Origin of the sequence: Agaribacter flavus (genome assembly GCF_042646125.1) — a bacterium.
GTDB lineage: Bacteria > Pseudomonadota > Gammaproteobacteria > Enterobacterales > Alteromonadaceae > Glaciecola > Glaciecola flavus.
In genome coordinates this window covers 255,164-274,661 of the sequence record NZ_JBHRSW010000004.1, presented here as the reverse complement: position 1 = coordinate 274,661, position 19,498 = coordinate 255,164, and the positions used below count along the sequence as shown (strand labels likewise).

At 42.2% G+C, this 19,498-nt stretch carries 14 protein-coding genes; 8 read left to right on the top strand and 6 right to left on the bottom strand.

The genetic code is table 11. From position 1 onward, the window contains the following. Positions 1-32 precede the first annotated feature (32 nt). From ACFOHL_RS01280 to recB, 4 genes are all read left to right on the top strand, one after another. The gene (locus ACFOHL_RS01280; protein ID WP_376918390.1) at positions 33-1,187 is read left to right on the top strand and encodes a topoisomerase IV; all 1,155 of its coding nucleotides are present in this window, start codon (positions 33-35) and stop codon (positions 1,185-1,187) included. A 19-nt stretch (positions 1,188-1,206) separates the two neighbouring features. Continuing rightward, positions 1,207-1,617: a phosphate ABC transporter substrate-binding protein gene (locus ACFOHL_RS01275; RefSeq protein WP_376918389.1), complete on the top strand. Its 411-nt coding sequence runs from the start codon at positions 1,207-1,209 to the stop codon at positions 1,615-1,617. Between the two features lie 379 nt (positions 1,618-1,996). Continuing rightward, positions 1,997-5,383, top strand: coding sequence for an exodeoxyribonuclease V subunit gamma (gene recC, locus ACFOHL_RS01270; RefSeq protein WP_376918388.1), 3,387 nt, complete (start codon positions 1,997-1,999; stop codon positions 5,381-5,383). Beyond that, entirely contained in the window at positions 5,384-9,334 is a 3,951-nt protein-coding gene (gene recB, locus ACFOHL_RS01265) for an exodeoxyribonuclease V subunit beta (RefSeq protein WP_376918387.1), read from the top strand. A gap of 10 nt (positions 9,335-9,344) precedes the next feature. Here the strand turns inward: recB and ACFOHL_RS01260 are convergent, their stop codons facing one another. After that, the gene (locus ACFOHL_RS01260; RefSeq protein ID WP_376918386.1) at positions 9,345-9,626 is read right to left on the bottom strand and encodes a helix-turn-helix transcriptional regulator; all 282 of its coding nucleotides are present in this window, start codon (positions 9,624-9,626) and stop codon (positions 9,345-9,347) included. Continuing rightward, positions 9,619-10,950: a HipA domain-containing protein gene (locus tag ACFOHL_RS01255; RefSeq protein ID WP_376918385.1), complete on the bottom strand. Its 1,332-nt coding sequence runs from the start codon at positions 10,948-10,950 to the stop codon at positions 9,619-9,621. Before ACFOHL_RS01255 ends, ACFOHL_RS01260 begins: the two co-directional genes overlap by 8 nt. A 144-nt stretch (positions 10,951-11,094) precedes the next feature. On the opposite strand from ACFOHL_RS01255, the gene ACFOHL_RS01250 reads away from it, so the two are divergent. The 3 genes from ACFOHL_RS01250 to ACFOHL_RS01240 all read left to right on the top strand — a co-directional run bounded on the left by ACFOHL_RS01250 (position 11,095) and on the right by ACFOHL_RS01240 (position 14,753). Then, a complete protein-coding gene (locus tag ACFOHL_RS01250; protein WP_376918384.1) occupies positions 11,095-11,244 on the top strand; it encodes a hypothetical protein in 150 nt (49 codons plus the stop codon). 476 nt (positions 11,245-11,720) lie between these two features. Further along, positions 11,721-12,500 carry a tRNA isopentenyl-2-thiomethyl-A-37 hydroxylase MiaE gene (miaE, locus tag ACFOHL_RS01245; RefSeq protein WP_376918383.1) on the top strand — a complete coding sequence of 260 codons (780 nt, stop codon included), beginning with the start codon at positions 11,721-11,723 and terminating at the stop codon, positions 12,498-12,500. 12 nt (positions 12,501-12,512) lie between these two features. Then, entirely contained in the window at positions 12,513-14,753 is a 2,241-nt protein-coding gene (locus ACFOHL_RS01240) for a YgiQ family radical SAM protein (protein ID WP_376918382.1), read from the top strand. A gap of 12 nt (positions 14,754-14,765) precedes the next feature. Here ACFOHL_RS01240 and ACFOHL_RS01235 read toward each other — a convergent pair whose 3' ends face one another. The 3 genes from ACFOHL_RS01235 to ACFOHL_RS01225 all read right to left on the bottom strand — a co-directional run bounded on the left by ACFOHL_RS01235 (position 14,766) and on the right by ACFOHL_RS01225 (position 17,276). After that, positions 14,766-15,683, bottom strand: coding sequence for a hypothetical protein (locus ACFOHL_RS01235; RefSeq protein ID WP_376918381.1), 918 nt, complete (start codon positions 15,681-15,683; stop codon positions 14,766-14,768). A gap of 359 nt (positions 15,684-16,042) precedes the next feature. Beyond that, complete coding sequence (gene lpxH, locus ACFOHL_RS01230; RefSeq protein WP_376918380.1) at positions 16,043-16,807, bottom strand: UDP-2,3-diacylglucosamine diphosphatase; 765 nt, start codon at positions 16,805-16,807, stop codon at positions 16,043-16,045. Further along, positions 16,782-17,276 (bottom strand): peptidylprolyl isomerase, encoded by a 495-nt coding sequence (locus tag ACFOHL_RS01225; protein ID WP_376918379.1) that lies wholly within the window; start codon positions 17,274-17,276, stop codon positions 16,782-16,784. The genes lpxH and ACFOHL_RS01225 overlap by 26 nt, the downstream gene beginning before the upstream one ends. Before the next feature lie 291 nt (positions 17,277-17,567). Between ACFOHL_RS01225 and cysS the strand changes: the two genes are divergently transcribed. Beyond that, positions 17,568-18,956, top strand: a complete 1,389-nt coding sequence (gene cysS / locus ACFOHL_RS01220) for a cysteine--tRNA ligase (protein ID WP_376918378.1) — start codon at positions 17,568-17,570, stop codon at positions 18,954-18,956. Here the strand turns inward: cysS and ACFOHL_RS01215 are convergent. Next, complete coding sequence (locus ACFOHL_RS01215) at positions 18,945-19,481, bottom strand: DUF6817 domain-containing protein (protein ID WP_376918377.1); 537 nt, start codon at positions 19,479-19,481, stop codon at positions 18,945-18,947. The genes cysS and ACFOHL_RS01215 overlap by 12 nt on opposite strands. Positions 19,482-19,498: the final 17 nt, after the last annotated feature.

Below are 19,498 nucleotides of genomic sequence, written 5' to 3'. Positions count from 1 at the left end.
TAATTGCCACAGCAATAGGATAAGAAAACACCATGAAAAAAATACTATTGAGTGCAGCTATCGCTGCTTCATTTTACTCACCGTCAAGCTTAGCTGACATTCGCATAAATGGATTTGCAAACTTAGTTGGAGGATATTCAAACACCGACGCAGACCCAGATATCTATGGCTTTTCGGATAGTGTTGATTTCTCTAATCAAAGCTTATTTGCGGTTCAGTTAAGCGGCGATGTTAACGAAAAAGTGAGTGCAACTGCACAAATCATATCCCGTGGAAGCAATGATTTTGATACTTCATTTGAATGGGCATATCTAACATACAGCTTATCGGATAATACCGAGATATCAGCAGGACGCTTGCGCTTGCCATTATTTTTATATAGCGAATCATTGGATGTCGGATACTCATATCATTGGATTACTGCACCACAAACAGTATATGGAATACTATTTAACAATTTAGACGGATTACGTGTAAGACACACTGGCTACAGCGCAGGTATCGACTATGAGTTTCAGGGTGCCTATGGCGTGATAGAAAACAAAGGTATTGATGTTGGTGGCAACGGAGATATTGTTGCTGATCTTAAAGGAACAGATACAGTTTTATTTTCTGCACAAGCAGCTTATGAAAGCTACAAGCTGAGAGCCGTATATGGTCGTTCGACCGTATCTTTGCCATTTGAAAGCCTGAGTCAGGCGGTGGCTAGTTTCAATCAATTTGATCCAGTATTAGCTGACCTATTTGATTTTAATGAAGATACCGGCGTATTTTACGGATTTTCTCTTGGTTTTGATAATTTTGATTACTTTGCTTCCGCTGAATACACCGTAGCTGAAGTTGCAGATTCCAATACGCCTAAAGATACAAACTATTATGTGACAACGGGTGGTCGATTTGGTAAGTATACCCCCTCGGTAACTTATGAGAGAAGAGATGGTGCGGGCGAAATTAAATTTCTAGACCGCGTGGCAGCGTTACCAGCGCCTTTGCAGCCGACTGTCGCGGCAACTGTTTCTGCCTTTCAAATTGCACAATTTGATGACTTCTCAATCTTAAGCGTCGGCTTGAGATACGATGTGGATTCGCAAATTGCCCTAAAAGGTGAAGTAATACAGTATAACGATCGATTAAATGATGAACTAGACGGTGAAATCTTTAGAGTTGCCGCAAGTTACGTTTTTTAAGCTGCGGGGGGATATTAATATGTTTAAAAAATTATTCAGTTCTTTAGCGTTAATACTAGCTGCTTCTAGTGTAAATGCAGAGCTTATCGTGATTGTGAACAAAGACAATGCGAATGCTTTGGATAGCAAATTGGTACAACGTATATTTTTGGGTAAAACGAAGAAATTCGGTGATGGCTCGCCGACAATACCGGTTAATCAATCTGCTGACAGTGCTATTCGTCAGTCGTTTGATGAGACAGTAGTCGGCCGAAGCTCTAGTCAGGTCTCTGCCTATTGGTCAAAACTCGTATTTACCGGAAAAGGCATACCGCCCAAAGAGGTATCGAGTGATGCAGAAGTGATTGATCTAGTCACAAAAAATCCTAGTGTTATTGGGTATATCGACTCCTCTTCATTGACGGATTCAGTGAAGGCTGTGAACTTATAGGTATATAGCACAGGCAAAAGACAATGTACTGTGTGTATGCTGTCTTTTGGTGCGAAGACCAAAAACTATGCACTTATTTTAATCAGTAGTTTTATTTTTTAATTTCCCTAAATAATTAAGTTATTGAAAATAAAGAAAAAACAAAACTGGCAATGCTTTTGCTTTAGTAAAAGTGTTGTGTGTGCTTTAGTGAGTTTTATAGATGGAATCTAGACTAACTAAAGTTTCCTGCACAGACCGGTGTGTCCCCGGTCTGTGCAGACTTCCTACCTATTTTCTTATATCCTTATATTAATAAAACTGGCTTCTTTCCTTTTTGTACATCAATATTAAGCGGGAATACGGCTAGGATTTTTCATTATTATTTAGGGATCATTACTTGTTTTACTTCTACCCATCTAATCGCTTACAGCATTTAGCTGAAATGTTGAATGCGGTTATCAACAGTAGACATGCCAACCCTTTAGCCCCGACGCAAATATTAGTGCAACATACCGGTATGCAACATTGGTTAAGTGTAAAGCTCGCCGAGCTAAATGGCATTGCCATGAACTTATCGTTTCCTTTGCCTACGCGCTTTGTCTGGTCTTGTTGTCGGGATTTACTAGGTGATGATTTAATCCCAAAACAGTCGCCCTATAAACGAGAAATATTGGTTTGGCGAATTATAACAATATTGAAAAATACTCAGCCAAATGAACAATCGATTAAGACGCAAATTGACCGCTTTATTCGAGCAGATGATGGTGCACTACTTGATGACGAAATCATATTTGCTTTCGCGCGACAAGTGGCGGATGTCTTTGAGCAATATATTGTATTTCGTCCTGAATGGATAAGTGCATGGGAAGCGCAAGCAAGCGATATTGTTGATAATCTAGAAAGCCAAGAATCGTTTAAGCACTTGAGTGTGTGGCAAAGATGGATTTGGCAAGAACTGACGCTGCAAGCGCCTCAGCACCCTGTCAACTTGCAAGCAAGCGCCTTAACACGGCTTAAAGAAGCTCAACAGGTGTTGCCAGCAGATATTTATATATTTGCCATCAATACATTGCCAGTGCAGTATTTTTCTTTTTTTACCGCATTAGCTGAAGTAACGAACGTTCACTTTTTTATGCTTAATCCTTGCGAAAACTATTGGGGGGATGCGCAATCAAACAAACAAATTGCTTATCAGCTAAAGAAAAACACGCAATTAGCGCCTATTGAACTCGATGATCTAAACCCCTTGCTCAGAAACATGGGGCAGCAGGGAAAAGAGATGATCAATCAAGTGTTGGCACAAGACTACCTCGAAATCTCATCCTTTGCGTCTCACGATGATTCGCAAAATCCAAGTCTACTGCAGCTTTTGCAAGACGACATTCGACGGGGAACGAACGCGAATATTAATGCCGTACCCGAACATACTAATCATTGTGCAAAACCGGACGCCACGATACAAGTGCACGGAAATTATAGTCAACTGAGAGAGTTGCAAGTTCTAAAAGACTTTCTGGTGAATCGCTTTGCAGAAGATAGTAGTTTGGCACTTCGGGACGTGCTTATCATGTGCCCAGCCATAGAAGACTACGCACCCTTTATTCGTGCCGTTTTTGAATCAGATGATGCGGGCTCGCATTCACTACCTGTCAGTATTTCTGATCGCCGCCCAATCGAAAGTGAAACAGCGGTGGAGAGTTTTATTCAAGTTATTAGCTTAAACAAAACGCGCTTTTCATTGGATGCGGTGATGTCGCCTTTGGTAGATAAAGGCTTGGCCAGCAGTTTTTCTTTGACGGATGACGATCTGCAAAAAGTACAGCATTGGCTCGAGAGTGCGTCAGTAATGTGGGGGATAGACAGCAAAAACAAAGCACAAATATTGGGTAGTACAGAAGCTGAACATTCGCACACTTGGTCGCAGGGATTGGCGCGGCTAATAATGGGGGCAGTCAACCAGGAAAACATAAAATGGGCGGACGAAATTGCGTGTATTGAAGGCATAGAAGGCTTAAATCAAGTAATTTTAGGGCGGTTTATTGCTTATCTTGAATGGTTGTTGGCGATTAACGAACAGTTTGGCGATACAAGGAATTTAGCTAAATGGGTGAAACGCCTAAGTAAAGTGTTGGAACAATATCGTATTGGCGATGACGCTGCTTTTGGCGTAAGCCTGATACAAACTGCTATTAACGAGCTATCACAGAATATTACCATCGCGACTTGTTCCGATTTAACTTGCTCGTGGGTGAGTATCGTTACTGCACTCAAACAGTTATTGTCCATCCCAGAAACAAAAGCAAAGTTCATGGCGGGAAAGATCACCTTTTGTTCCATGATGCCGATGCGCAGTGTGCCGTTTAAGATCATTGGTGTATTGGGGTTAAACCAAGACAAATACCCACGTAAAAGCGTGCTGTCAGAATTAGATTTGATGTCGATTTCCCCGCGTAAGTTGGGTGACCGTTCTCGCGCAAATGACGATAGATATTTATTCTTAGAAGCGATTTTATCGGCTGAATCAACGCTGTATTTGAGTTATTTGTACCGAAGCGCTAAAGACAATGCGGAACGTTTACCGAGCTTAGTGCTGACTGAGTTGCTCGATTATTGCCACCAACGATTTGGCGAGGCTAATATACCCGTGCAATATCACGGCCTGCATCCTTTTTCAGTGGCAGAGTTTGCCAATCCCACTGGATCTTCTGAGAAAAACTCATCTGAAACATCACCACATAAGTATTTCATGAGCACTGATGCTATTTGGTTCAGTAGAGCTCAAGCGCTACTGAACACGCAAGAAAGCAAAAAGTCTGAGATTCAAACTCCTTATCGCCTTGCGCCTTTGAAAACTACCGTTCATTTAAATGAGTTGATTCGGTTTTATCAAAACCCTATTCGGTATTTTGCTAACAAACGCTTGCAAGTGTATTTTCCGTCTCTTGAAAAGCAGGGGGGTGAACAAGCATTTGACTATACCAACAATCATCGCCGAAAGGTTAGGACACTTCTGCTAAGGCAACTTTCTGCAAATCAGCGAATATTTGGCGATAGCCACGAGAATGCAAGAGACCAAACTGCTGTGTTGAACATACAAAACGCGAGCTTATCTCGACTTAATCAGTATTTCTTAGAAAGTGGTGATCTACCTAATTTAACGTATTTGGATGATGTCGTATCGCAAGAAACCGCTTTGATGAAACTGGTCACAGACAAAAAAGCGACACTTACAAATAGCATTGACGGGAAAGTCAATGTAGAAGGTTTCGATTTTATTTACACCGTGCAAGTTGATGCAGATGATTGTCCCTTGTTTTTTAGCGTTGATAATGAATTGTCTGATTATCAGTATCTAGACATTTATTTACACATGTTGTGTTATGCCGTGCAATTTGGCAAGTGCGAAACAAAAGCGTTTTATGCGCGTATGTATCGCGGTAAGCCAAAACTTGAAGAAGTAGCGGTATCTATCGAGTCGAAGGATGAGGCATTTGCGCAACTTCAGGGGTTTGTGAAGTATTTTATTTTAGGTAGTGAACAACCAATGCTGCTGCATATGCCTTTTGCAAAAGATTTACAAAAAGTGGCGACGGCGCAAGAAGCATTAAAAGATGAGGGTGTAAAAAACAGTTGGCGAAAAAGGACGCAAACGAAATCGAAAGCTAACCCAATGGGGCTAGCTGACGATTTGTATGTGCAATGTCTATTTGGCGGCGTATTTCCGGACTTGAGTGAAGATTTGTTACAGGTATATTTTGACACCTATTTAAAGGCTTTTTCATAAATGGACGAGACAAATACACACGCTCTGCGTGACAAAACTCGGCGTCAATCTACTAGCAAAGCTGCACAGGAAGCAGCCTTAAATTTATCGCCAGACACGATACCTTTGCACGGCATACACTTGATTGAAGCCAGTGCAGGTACTGGAAAAACCTTTAATATCACGCGTATTTACTTACGTTTATTACTTGAACGCGAACTCAGTGTACAGCAAATACTTGTGATGACCTTTACCGAAGCGGCAACGGAAGAAATCAAAGGCAGAGTCGCTGATTACATCGATGAAGTGCTAGCACAGTGGCACTCGCCTACTGATCCCATGCTGCAGGCCATGCAAACGCGTGTTAGCAAAATACGTGGCGAGCAGCTTTTAAACATTGCTCGTTTGGAAATTGATGATGCCAGTATTTTTACTATTCACGGTTTTTGTCAGCGCTTATTGGCACAGTTTGCCTCCAGTTTTCAATACAATACCGAAGCGCTGATCCAGACTACTACAGAGGCATTCTACACTCAGGCCATTACCGATGCATTACTATTGTGGCGCCAAGATACGCCGTTTTTTGAGCAACTAGAAGAGGCGAAGCTTCACACTCCTGCGGGCTTGTACACTAGGTTCTATGCGGTTTTCAACAAGCATACGCATTTGCGGGTAGTTAACCTTGAGGATATTGCTTCGGGACTGATGAAAACCTTGGTTCAAGCTTGGCAAGATGCAGAAGATACGCGGGAAACCTTGAGTCAGTTTTTTCGTGAAAACCGAACGGATTTTTATCTGGGGCTAGCGGATAAGCCAGCAAACAAAGAAAAAATTGATAAGGAAGTGGATGAAGCGCTCGCTTGGTTAGCGTTACCCTCACCGTGTTCGTCATTTGAGATGGTTTTCGATAATGATGATAGCCAAAGTGAATTCTTTGCTACCTTATGTCAGGCGCTAGAAAGTGAAAAAGAAGCAAATGTAGATAAGCTCTTTGTTGCAAAGGGCTTCCTAATCTTGACAAGTGCTGGTCGCAAGAAAAAGTATACCCCCGAATTTGCAGACAAATTGACAATGCAAAGTGAAGCCGTACAACGCATCTTTAGTCAAGCTTACACCGTAAATGGTAAAAAAATATTCAAAGGATTGGGTAAGTTGGGCTTGTACCAATTGCTTGCGCCAAAATTGTTGGCTATCAAAGAAAAGGTCAATGTAGAATTAGACAGGCAAGGCTTACTCAGCTTTGATCAAATGATCAGTAAAGTGGCTGAAGGGTTGTGTAAGCAGGATAATCGCGAGAATTTATTAAGAAAAATCCGTAATACTTACCCTGTCGCCTTGGTCGATGAATTTCAAGATACGGATGACAATCAATATGCCATTTTAGACGCACTCTATGGCAGGAAAAAATATCAAACGGATAGTGCCTTTTCAAGCGCGTCGAGTCAATTGGGCGCAACAGAAGGCACAGACGGCAACAACTTAACTTTAGCAGCGAAAGATCTTGCCTTATACATGATAGGTGATCCAAAACAGGCTATTTATGGCTTTCGCGGCGGCGATGTCTTTACTTATTTGAGCGCGAAACATGACGCGGATTATTTGTGGTCAATGGATACCAATTGGCGATCCACACAAGGCATGGTGAAAGCGTACAACGCTTTGTTTTCTAATAGCTTAAACGGCGATACGCCGCCAGCAATACACAACACAAAAGCGGAAATTCAATCAAGTAACAATGACAGTAAGTTTTCATTTGGCATCGATTATGTGCCTGTCAAAGCCTCGCCATCTGCAAAAGCAGCCAGCGTAGCTCTATACAATGCGCAAACTGAACAAGCACAGACTACCGCCTTACATTTTGCGATAGCAGATGTACCTGAAACTGCAAAAAACAAAGATCAAGAATATCAGCAAATACAATTGATTATTCAATGGATGATCAAAGAGATCATCGATTTACTTGAACACTATGTATTTAGACCAGTTAGCAATGATGAGCCAAGTCAACATAGTCAAGTGAGCACTAATGAGCCTGTTAGAGCTAGGGATATTGCTATTTTGGTGAGGACAGGGCATGAAGCTAATTTGATTCGCAGTGCGTTCGCCAAAGCAGGGCTAAAAAGCGTGTACTTAAGTGAGCGGACCGCTTTGTTTGAATCGATTCAGGCAAAGCACCTTTTTTATGTACTCGATGCAATCAATACCCTAAATGACATGACTAAAACGCGGGCTGCGTTAGCGACCGGCGTTCTTCTTCCAAACGACGCTGGTATAAAGGTGCAAGCGCTTTTCGAAGACGAAGATCACCCTAATTGGCAAGTTGTTTATAAGTTGATGGCTGAATATAAGCAGAGATGGTGGCAGGAAGGCGTGTTTTCGCTTGTAAATGGTATTGTGCGTACCAACGTAGTGCCAATATTGGATGCAGAACGGGTGATGACCAACTTTATGCATTTAGCAGAAGAGTTGGCCAGTGTGGCTGTGATCCAACACACGCCTAAAGCACAATTATTGTGGTTGCAAAAACAAATTAGCGGTAAGGATGCCAACACGAGTGAAATTCGACTGGAAAGTGATCAAGCGCTGATAAAAATTATTACACAACATAAATCCAAGGGGCTTGAATATCCCATTGTTTTTGTGCCCTTTGCCAATGCAGGCGCGCCTTCGCTCAATCTAGAGACTTTGGTGTATCACAACAAAGAAGGGCGACTGACCACGCAATTAGGATTTTCAAACGACGCATATACTCGCGCGTTTAAAGAAGAACAAGCTGAACGGATGCGCCTGCTTTATGTGGCGGTGACCCGTTCTACTCATCGTTGTTATTTGGGTATGCTTTGCGCGCAAGCGAGTATGGACAGCGCTTTACACAAGGCATTAGGGCTTAATAATTCAGGTGATACCCAGCGTGATATTGAGCTGAAAGCTAGTCCTTGGGATATGCTCGCCAAGGCTATTAGGTGCGAACTCAAGGCGGTTATGGATGTGGTTTGCATTCATCAGGTGCTTGAACAAAACAGTAGTCAGTATATGCCGGAACGACAACTACCTGATTTAACATTCAAAAAAGTCAGTGTAGCGCCCCCTGAAACTTGGGCTTTACGTTCTTTTAGTGCCATAGCGCAAGCACATTCAGATACCTCAGGTGTGCAAAGCTTGTCACGCGATCTCGAAGATCCTGCTGTGATTAAACAAGCATCGACAAACTATACACCACAGTCACCGATGCTGCGTTTTAGTTTAACGCCTGGGGCTGATGCCGGGAACCTGTTGCATGATTTGTTAGAGTTGACGGATTTTAGCTCCCCTGACTTTGCGCACTCGTGGCAGAGTTTGGCGCATAAGTATTCTTGGTTTGATGAGACGCAAAAAGACGCCTTATTCGAGTGGTTACAGGCATGCTTGCAAACGCCAATTATGGAAAATGGCTTGTGTTTGAAAGACTTAGCTTTTGAGCAGACTTTGCGAGAAAGCAACTTTTTCTTTCCACTAGATGGGCTTTCCGTCACTAAGCTAAACGCAATAATTACTGAGCACAGAAAAACACTATCCGAATATTGGCAGCTGCCCTATATGCCACTGAATTTAGCGGGTAATATACCTTTACATGGCTTAATGCAGGGCTTTATTGACTTAATATTTGAGCACGAGGGGAGATACTACCTAGTAGACTATAAATCGAGCTTTTTGGGTGATCGTTTTTCTGATTATGACAATGCTCAATTATTCTCACATATGCAATCGCACTATTATGATTTGCAGTACCATATCTACGCGGTTGCGCTGCATAGACTGTTGAAGCAAAAAATCCAAGATTATTCCTACAACAAGCATTTTGGCGGTGTGATGTATTTGTATTTGCGAGGTATGACTAACGAACAAATAAACTGTGCCAAGAATGGGGTGTATTATGTGCCTCCTGAGCAAATAGATATTATGGAGCTTGATGATTTGCTCGGGAAAGCCTGAGATATATACCTCATAGTGAGATTTGAGCTGCTTTTCTTGCCGAGAGTCTAAATCCCCCGGGTTTAAGAAGCTTATTCACAACCGAAATACGGGGATCAGTATTGCCTTTTTCTATGTCTCTGAGTGTCTTATCAGACACTTTGACAAACTTCGCATATTGGGTTTGTGTCATACCGTACAGCTCAGTTCGTATTGACTTGATGATGATCCCAATATGCTCTTCACCGTTCATCAGCGACTGTTCTAACTTATTGATAATCGCTCTACGTTCATTCGCGGAAAGGTTAAGCATCGAGTACCCCCATATTAATTAGTTTATTTTTCGTATTGTGGAACCCTATTGCTGGGAAGTTAATAATTTGTTCTGGACAGCCATGATCGTTAAGTTGCTTGGGCAAATCTAACATTCTTGTGGCGAGAATCTTCAAAAATGCCAGTAATTTATCTGGGTCGCATTTTTCTGATAGTTCCCAAGCGACTTTGTTAAAATCAACCTCTCCGCTATGTTCGCAAGCTCTGTGCCACTTAAACAACCTAGTTACCATCTCCGGATCAGCTTTCATCGGCGCAAAATCGTAGATTGGTGCAAATGTAATACCTCCTTCTCTTTTCAAAAAAGAAATGTTTCTACCGTGGTTGTCCGAATTGCCAAATACGAGATTTAATAAGTCTCTCGCCACATAATTTTGAATGAATTGTTCGCTCGTCATGCTGGTACAATTTTGAATTTTGTTCCAAATGACATCGATGACTTTGAAGTGATCTTGATAGCTACCTAGTGTGGCATTCATCATTGAATAAATACTTTCTAACCCAATTCTGTGTGCAATACCATCTCGTAGTTCGATATCAAACCTCGGCAACCACAAGCTGATCTGTCCTTGATGCTCTAGTAGCTTCATGTCAACAGTATTGATCGTCTCAATCCCTGTACCATCCAGAATGTCGCTGAGTATTTTATAAAATACTCCTTCAGCCTTAAGAATATTATTGTCAATTTCACTACGAGTGTTCCTTGCAAATTTTGTAAGATAGGGCTGTGCAGATAACTTCTTACCAGCAAAATCACCGTCAATGAATACCTGATCTTGTTCCACCATCAATAGTAGCTTTGGTGCAATACCGCCTGCACCAGTCGCGCCGCCAACAGCTGCGCCATGTTCATTCGCATACTCTAGAAAGTTATATTGAAGTTTAATGACATCTATAATGTTAAAACGTTTTTCTGCTTCACGCGCAGCTTGGTCATCGATATTTTTAACGCGTAAATGTCCTACAGGAGCGCTACATGCGTGAGTGAGCAATGCATAGTTTTGGATGAACTCAGGTTGCCGGCTGACGTTCAAGTAATGTAACCACCATTCTCTGGATTTACCTACTGGTAGTATGTCGTCGAACAGTGACGGCCAATGGGAGTATTCTACGGGGATAATACTTAAAGGCGCATTGACTGAAAAAGCACTATTATCTATGGCTTCATATGTTGTAGATTCACCTATATAATCATTGATGTAAGAAATAGTGACGCCACTACTCATCTCCTTACCAGAGAAGGACACTTCTGCGGCATCCCACCATCGCCCTCGGTTGAAAAGCTCTAGAATCACTGTTTTCATATCATTAACGGTAGTTTGTTACTTATTTTGACTAAATATATCAAATAAACGGTAGTTGTCTACTGTATTTTGTGTGCACACACCATTATTTCAGAATCAAACTACCGATTTAACTCTATTCACCAATACGATCTTGTTCCATAAATGATAAGTTCTCCTAAAGCCATATCGCCGATTTATTTTGCGGGTAACTTTGTTGCAGATCTGCCCTTAGAAAAAGCATACGATGGATACGATGCTTTACAGAAATTCGAAAACAAGCTTTACTTATCCAGAGTTCAGGTTACTGATTAGCGTGTTGTTTATTATTCCGCGAGACTAATGATGCAAGGGGGCTGTAGCTATGTTTAGTTCACTATTTAAGTGGCTGTTGACGCTGGTTATAGTTTTTGGATGCATTTATTTGTCACGAATATTTGGAACAAACGAAGCTTTGGTAGTGTTTTGTATAAGTAGCTTAATCTTTGTAATATCGAATTTTTTTCCATCTTTAAATACACTTGCACGCGCTCTCGGTATCCTAGTATTCTCAATTTCTTTATTGGCTTTTGCACTCCTTATGTTAGCGGCGACTATTGGTGGGAGTTTTCATTTGTCCCCTAGCAATAAAACGGTTGCTATTTTTCTTTGTGTTCTATCTCTGATTTCGAGTACCGCTTTTGTATGGCCAAAGACTGAAAATCCTACGAAGCCAGATTCAATCTAATAACCGATTTTGCTACACTACGGGCGAAAATAATCTTTAAACATTCTTTTACAAGGCTAAACATTTGGACGAATTGCTAGCTCCTATCAAACAGTTTCTTCGATGTGAAACCCCCCATGAGTGGGTAGTTGAAGCAACTAAGCCCGAACACCTATCCGTGCTACTACTTGATCATTTGGTGTGCGAGTTAAAGGCAGCACAAAGTGCGATGTTTTTAATTCGTCGCTACGCCGTCGATGCAGATAGTGCAAGCGCTTTACTTGACTGGTTAAAACCGTATGAAGATTTCACGTATCGCAAGCAAGGTGACTGGCGCTTACTTGATAAATTGCAGTTAAAAAAGTCAATGATGATTAAGTCTGAGGCGCCATATAGCCAAGATTTAGTTGATAAAATGGTATTGTTGATAAAAGAGGAGCTACATCACTTTTACCAAGTACTCGAAATTATGCATGAGTATGGCATTGAGTATGAAAACATTAGCTCAAGTCGCTATGCAAAAGGGCTATTAAGACATGTAAAAAACCATGAGCCAGACGCTTTGATTGATAAATTGATATGTGGGGCTTTCATTGAGGCGCGCTCGTGTGAACGATTTGCAAAACTTGCCCCTCATTTGGATGCAAAATTGAGCGATTTTTATATTTCATTATTGCGCTCAGAAGCTAGGCATTACCAAGACTATCTTCAATTAGCCACAGAGATAGCAGGCACAGATATTTCAACACGTATCGACTATTTTGCAGAAATAGAAGCCAATTTGATTAAGTCAGACGATGACGATTTTAAATTTCATAGTGGCTTGCCAACAAAACCGGTAAGCTTAACGCTTGAAGCTGTTTAACTGAGATATTTCATGGCAACTAAGTCTCCAATAAATCGAAAAACCCATACTCCGAGAATGAAAGCGGATAGAGGCCTATTTTCATTTCCTAAGTATTGGGCAGAATGCTTTGATCCAGCGCCGTTTTTACCCATGTCTCGTGCGGAAATGGATGCCTTGGGATGGGACAGCTGCGATATTATTATTGTGACGGGCGATGCCTATGTGGATCATCCGAGTTTTGGTATGGCAGTGATTGGGCGAACGCTCGAAGCACAAGGGTTTAGAGTGGGTATTATCGCTCAACCCGACTGGCGCTCAAAAGATGATTTCATGAAATTAGGTGAGCCCAACTTATTTTTTGGTGTGACTGCGGGCAATATGGACTCAATGATTAATCGTTATACGGCGGACAGGAAACTTCGCCATGACGATGCCTATACTCCTAACAACGAGGGAGGCAAACGCCCCGACCGAGCAGTGACGGTATATACGCAGCGATGTAAAGAAGCGTACAAAAAGCCAGTTGTCATCGGTGGTATAGAGGCAAGCTTGCGACGTATTGCGCATTATGACTATTGGTCAGATAAAGTGAAGCGTTCGGTGTTGTTTGACTCCAAAGCTGATATGTTGATGTTTGGCAATGCGGAGCGCCCTTTAATTGAAATGGCTCATCGATTTTCGGCGGGTGAAACCATTGAAGAAATGCAAGATATTCGCGGAACTGCCGTTATTCGCAGGACCCCGTTGCCGGGTTGGCAAGGTGTCAATTCGACGCATGTAGATACGATAGGTAAGATTGACCCTATACCCAGCCCTTATGATATGGTCGAAGACAAGTGCGCCATTGGCGAAAAAGAGCCACAGCAAAATGGCGCAGAAGCTGAACAAGCAAAGCCAATAGTTGTTCAACCCTATGTCTCTAAAAAAACACGACGCAAACCTTGGGAAAAAACCTATGTCTTGCTGCCTCCATACGATGTGGTGCGTGCTGAAAAAACACACTATGCGCACACGTCGAGAATTTTGCACCAAGAGACTAATCCAGGATGTGCAAGAGCGCTTGCTCAGCGTCATGGTGATCGCTTAGTGTGGATAAACCCGCCTGCCTTTCCGCTTGAAACAGAAGAAATGGATGCGGTCTTTGACTTACCCTATGCGAGGGTGCCACACCCCAGTTACGGAAAAGCGAAAATTCCTGCGTACGACATGATCAAGACCTCGGTTAATATTATGCGAGGATGTTTTGGTGGTTGCACATTTTGCTCAATTACCGAGCACGAAGGCCGTGTTATTCAAAGCCGTTCAGAAGCATCTATTTTACGTGAGATAGAAGAGATTCGAGATAAGGTGCCGGGTTTCACTGGTGTAATCTCAGACTTAGGTGGACCTACAGCAAATATGTATAAGCTGCGTTGCAAAAGCCCCAAGGCTGAGCAAACTTGTCGTCGTCTGTCTTGCGTGTGGCCGGATATTTGTGGTCATCTGGACACTGACCAATCACCAACGACAGAATTGTATAAAAAGGCGAGAGCGGTAAAGGGCGTGAAAAAAGTTCTTATCGCCTCAGGGGTGCGTTACGATCTTGCAATAGAAGATCCAGACTACGTAAGAGAGCTAGTGACACATCATGTTGGGGGATATCTCAAGATCGCGCCAGAGCATACCGAAAAAGGCCCCTTAGATAAAATGATGAAGCCGGGTATGGGGACCTATGATCGCTTCAAGGAGATGTTTGATCGGTTCACAAAAGAGGCGGGGAAGGAGCAATTTCTCATTCCATACTTTATTTCCGCCCACCCAGGTACCACTGATGAGGATATGTTGAATTTAGCCCTGTGGTTAAAAGCACATAATTTTAGGCTAGATCAAGTACAAAATTTCTATCCATCTCCTATGGCGAATGCCACCACGATGTACCATACCAATAAAAACCCGATCCACAAGGTCAATCACAAGAGCGAAGTCGTTGAGGTACCCAAAGGGGAAACACATAGACGGCTTCATCGAGCTTTATTGCGTTACCATGATCCCGCTAATTGGCCTTTAATTCGAACAGCATTGAAAAAAATGGGGAAGGCATACCTTATTGGCAATTCGGCGAAATGTCTTGTTCCTCATGAAAGTAGACATGAATTGAAGGGGAGGGAACATCGCGAGTATGCTAAGCGTTCTGGCAATAAAGCATATGCTAAAAAGCGAGGTGGCAAAAAAGCAAATTACCAAAAAGGTCTTACTCGATTTAGTGACAACCAAACAAAATTTAAAGCCTAGGGTAAACAGTCCCTAACGTTTGACGATAAGATGACCATTGCTGACAAGTGTTTCATTGTTTACTATGAATTCTGCACTGTATTCGCCTGCAAGCAGATCCCTAGCTCTTCCTAAAGGTAGCCGCACAAGTTGAGTTCGCTCTGACGCAAAGGTGCCTTGTGCCACTCTGCGCCTATCTGGCGCATAAATGTTGACGGTAACCTCAGTGATGGGTGCTTTACTAAACTTAGGACGAACAATAAACTCTTCGATACAGACTAAATCCTCAAACCTAGAATTATCACAAGCTTTTCCCGATAGGTAGGCTGATTTTAAATAGATTGGATTTTCAATATCTGCTTCGAGTTTGGCGATGCGGGCTTTTAGTTGAGAAATGAGTGCTTCATTTTTTTCTTGAGGCTGTGTGAGGCTTTCGAGCTGCTCGTTTAACTGCTTTTCGAGCTCGAAAATTTTGTTGTTGAGTTGTGCTTTTTGCGAATGGGTTTGTTTGAGTGCCTCTTCCGTTTGTTTTAATTGCGCTTTAAACAAAGCGATTTCTCGCGATTGAACTTCACAGGCTTGAAACGAAGCGCTTGATTGCTCTGCTGCTAACTGTTGCCTTTTTATTTCTTCTGATGCTTTTGCCGCAGCGGTAACTAAGTTATTTTTTTCTTGCACACATTGTCTGTACTTGTCTTCACTTTGCAAAATCAAACGTTGTGTTTGCTCAAGCTGCAAGCTGGCACTGGTTGCTTTTGTCGATGCAATGGTACTTTCATTTTGAGCAGCGTTGAGTTGCTTTTTTAATGCATCTCTTTCTGCAATTAGGTCGATCACAAAACCCGTCTCGAATATGCCATCGCCTCTATTTTTCATATCGGGATAAAACATAAGTAAAACGGCTATATTTATAGCAAGCAATATTATGTATTTTACGCTTCGATTGAACACCTGAGAGTCCTTTATTTATTATTTTTTTAGTAATTAACCTGAACTCGGGATAAGCAACTCCGTCCAGCAGCGCCCTAAATCCCGATCTCTGCGTTGCTCAAGCTTGAAATAACTCATTATTCCTTCACCTGAGCGCTTTGATATCGAGCTTTAGGCCACTACTGGATAGTGGATTAAACGAAAGAACAATAAATTCCAGAGTTTGCATAATTGCTTATCCAGAGTTCAGGTTAATTATCCCGAGTTGAGGTTAATTATTAATGATTTGTAAAATTTTTGAAAGCTGTTTTACTGCGAAGGATTATTACTCTTTACTGTTTATTTAGACGAGAGTATGGGCTTGTTAGTGCCAACAGGCACTAGATGAAGTTTCGGTTTTCTAATTTCAGAGAGCTAGGACTTGCAGTTAAAATAGACCCTTGTGTATACCAGTCTCCTAATACAATGCGTTGACGCTGTTTGTTCCGGCTGACAAAGTTATGTATGTTGGGGCGATGGGTATGCCCATGAATAAACAGGTCGACTTGATGGGTTTGCATGACGTTTTCAACTTCAGACGGGGTCACATCCATGATCTCAGAAGCGAGCATTTGCTTGTTCGAATGGCTGGTTTTGCGCCCTTTTTCTGCGATCTTTTTACGGTAGCTTAGGGGCAGGGATAGCATTAATTTTGGCCACCACCAACCTCGGGACTTTTTCCTGAATTTCATATATTCAAGGTCTCGCGTACACAATTCATCACCATGACTGATCAAAGTAGGTCGACCGTATAAGTCTATTACAGTTTGTTCCGGTAAAATTTGCATATGCGCTTGCTTCGAAAACTTTTTACCCAAGGCGAAATCTCTATTACCATGAATAAAGTAAACGGGTATCTTCTTGCCGACATTGGCAATAATTGAGGCAATGTGTTGATTAAATGAAGACTGATCGTCGTCGCCAATCCACACTTCAAATAAATCGCCTAATATGTACAGTTTGTCAGCCTGGTGCGCTTCATCTGCCATAAACTTGCTGAAACATTGAGTGATGTCAGGGCGATCATCACTCAAATGCAAGTCGGATATAAAGTAGGTTATCCCTTCCACTGCTTGCTTTTTATTCGACGATGGTTGCGGACTCAATCAACACGTCTTCTAGTGGGACATCTTGATGGAAACCAGCATTACCCGTTTCAACACTTTTAATTTTTTCGACTACATCCATGCCTTCTACTACTTCGCCAAACACACAATATCCCCAACCTTGAGCATTGGGTGCTGAAAAGTCGAGAAAGTCATTGTCTTTTACATTTATAAAAAACTGAGCGGTAGCTGAATGAGGATCGTTAGTACGCGCCATAGCAATGGTGCCGATCTTATTACTAAGACCATTGTCCGCTTCATTTTCGATTGCAGCATTGGTCGACTTTTGTTCCATACCAGGGGCAAACCCACCGCCTTGGATCATGAAGTTACCGATGACGCGATGAAAAATAGTATTATCGTAAAAGCCTTCTTTTACGTATTGTAAAAAGTTTTCCACCGTTTTGGGTGCTTTTTCGGCTTCTAGTTTTAGTTTAATTTCACCGAAGTTTGTTTTTAAAACGACCATGTGTCCCTCGTTTTTAAGGATAAAATAAGGGCGCTAATACTAGCGTAAAAGTGACTGGCGTAAAAGGGCTAGTGAATGCTAGAATTTGCGCCGCTCGGCTCAGTAATTTATTTGACCAGATTTCAGTTATTGAGAGGAAGGCGATACCCCCACTAGATAAAGCCTCAAAGGCAAGGATGCCTTTGTGGAGCGCCCATGAATGGGTTTACAGTGACTTTATCTAGTGGGGGTATCGCCTTCCTCTCAATAACTGAAATCTGTTGTTTTAGCTAATAACGGAAGTAGTGTTTTATGTCTCAATTGCATATTTTTAATACCTTAACGCGAAAAAAAGAAGCGTTTACACCTATTAAAGCCAATCATGTTGGCATATATGTGTGCGGTATTACTGTGTATGACTTTTGCCACATGGGGCACGCACGCACGTATTTGAGCTTTGATATCATTGTGCGGTATCTGCGTCATCTAGGGTATGATGTCACTTACGTGCGCAATATTACCGATGTTGACGATAAAATAATTGCGCGCGCGGCTGAAAACCAAGAAACGCCTGAGCAGTTAACCAAGCGAACGATTGCTGATATGCATGCAGACTTTGCTGCGCTCAATTTATGTGAGCCTGATATTGAGCCAAAAGTGACAGGGCACATGCCAGAAATCATTAATGTCGTTGAAGCTCTAATAAATAAAGGCTTTGCTTATCAGTCAGAAAGTGGCGATGTGTTGTTTGATGTGTCTGCTTATGAGCAGTATGGCCGCCTTTCCAAACAAGATTTGGAACAGCTTCAAGCTGGTATTCGCGTAGAAACAACGAGTGACAAGCATGACCCGCTCGACTTTGTGCTGTGGAAAAGCGCGAAAGAAGGGGAAGTGAGTTGGTCATCGCCTTGGGGAGAAGGGCGCCCCGGATGGCATATCGAGTGTTCAGCAATGAATCATAAACATCTTGGCGAGCATTTTGATATTCATGGTGGCGGTTCTGACCTGATATTTCCACATCACGAAAATGAAATTGCTCAGTCGTGTTGTGCGTTTGATACACCATACGTGAATACATGGATGCACACTGGTATGGTGCAAGTAGACAATGAGAAAATGTCTAAATCTCTCGGTAACTTTTTTACCTTGCGTGACGTTCTGCAAAAGCATGACGCTGAAACCTTGCGTTTCTTTTTAATGTCGGCTCATTATCGGAGTCAATTAAGTTATTCTCAAGACAATATCGATCAGGCAAGAGCCAGTTTAGAACGTCTCTATACAAGTTTACGGGATGTGCAAGAGATTGATATGACTGACTTAGCTTTCGGCGGGTTTTTAGAAAAGTTCGAAGCTGCCATGAACGATGATTTCAATATGCCGGTTGCCTTATCCGTGTTATTTGACGTGGCTAAATCTTTAAACAAGGCCACGGGTGACGAAGCGAAAAAACTAGCAGGTGTGTTAAAAGGGCTAGGAAACATTCTTGGTGTGTTGCAGGGTGAGCCAGAAGCATTCTTACAGGGCGGAAACGCCGATTCAGAATTTGCGAACCAAGTAGAATCCTTAATCGCCAAGCGCAATCAGGCTCGAGCTGACAAAAACTGGGCTGAGGCTGATGCGGCAAGAGACGCACTCAATGCGCTAGGCGTGGTACTAGAAGACAGCGCGGATGGGACGAAGTGGCGAAAACTAGTCAGCTAAAAAAGTTGACTGAGTTTTGGCCGCCGCTGCCTCGGATAAAAATGGCGCCATTTGTGTAAATAGTCGATGCAAATATGTGCCATGTTTATCAATGAACGCAGGATTACTTGTGGCTATTTCCACTTCATTCGCGGCAGTTAATTCGCAAAAATTCTTCAACAATTCATCAGACAAATAGTATGCATCGCCAGTAAATCGATTGATTAGCTCAGGCTTTTCAACTCCGTCGAGGAGTTTGGTGAAAAAATCTCTTCGCGAGCATGCGCAATATTGATATACAAGCTCTTCGGCATCATCGCCAATAATTTGTGCGACATCATAGCGTTGTTTTACTGATAGTAGTGAAGCATCAAAGCCTGAAGTACCATATACTGCATGATACAAGCCTGCGTCTTGTAAAAATAATGGCGCATCCCACTGATTCAGCAAATTACGTGTCCCTTGTAAGTGCTGTAAAAGTGATCCCTTTATGTGTTTGAATTCGTCAGCACCTAATTCACCCAAGAGTTCAAACTTGTTTTTCATTCATCCCTCCGATTTCA

Bases quoted from the DNA above. Each gene is read 5' to 3' on its own strand.
- recB (WP_376918387.1), top strand. From the start codon at position 5,384: ATGGACGAGACAAATACACACGCTCTGCGTGACAAAACTCGGCGTCAA.
- ACFOHL_RS01260 (WP_376918386.1), bottom strand. From the start codon at position 9,626: ATGCTTAACCTTTCCGCGAATGAACGTAGAGCGATTATCAATAAGTTA.
- ACFOHL_RS01250 (WP_376918384.1), top strand. From the start codon at position 11,095: ATGATAAGTTCTCCTAAAGCCATATCGCCGATTTATTTTGCGGGTAAC.
- cysS (WP_376918378.1), top strand. From the start codon at position 17,568: ATGTCTCAATTGCATATTTTTAATACCTTAACGCGAAAAAAAGAAGCG.
- ACFOHL_RS01215 (WP_376918377.1), bottom strand. From the start codon at position 19,481: ATGAAAAACAAGTTTGAACTCTTGGGTGAATTAGGTGCTGACGAATTC.
- ACFOHL_RS01240 (WP_376918382.1), top strand. From the start codon at position 12,513: ATGGCAACTAAGTCTCCAATAAATCGAAAAACCCATACTCCGAGAATG.
- ACFOHL_RS01255 (WP_376918385.1), bottom strand. From the start codon at position 10,950: ATGAAAACAGTGATTCTAGAGCTTTTCAACCGAGGGCGATGGTGGGAT.
- ACFOHL_RS01280 (WP_376918390.1), top strand. From the start codon at position 33: ATGAAAAAAATACTATTGAGTGCAGCTATCGCTGCTTCATTTTACTCA.
- ACFOHL_RS01225 (WP_376918379.1), bottom strand. From the start codon at position 17,276: ATGGTCGTTTTAAAAACAAACTTCGGTGAAATTAAACTAAAACTAGAA.
- ACFOHL_RS01275 (WP_376918389.1), top strand. From the start codon at position 1,207: ATGTTTAAAAAATTATTCAGTTCTTTAGCGTTAATACTAGCTGCTTCT.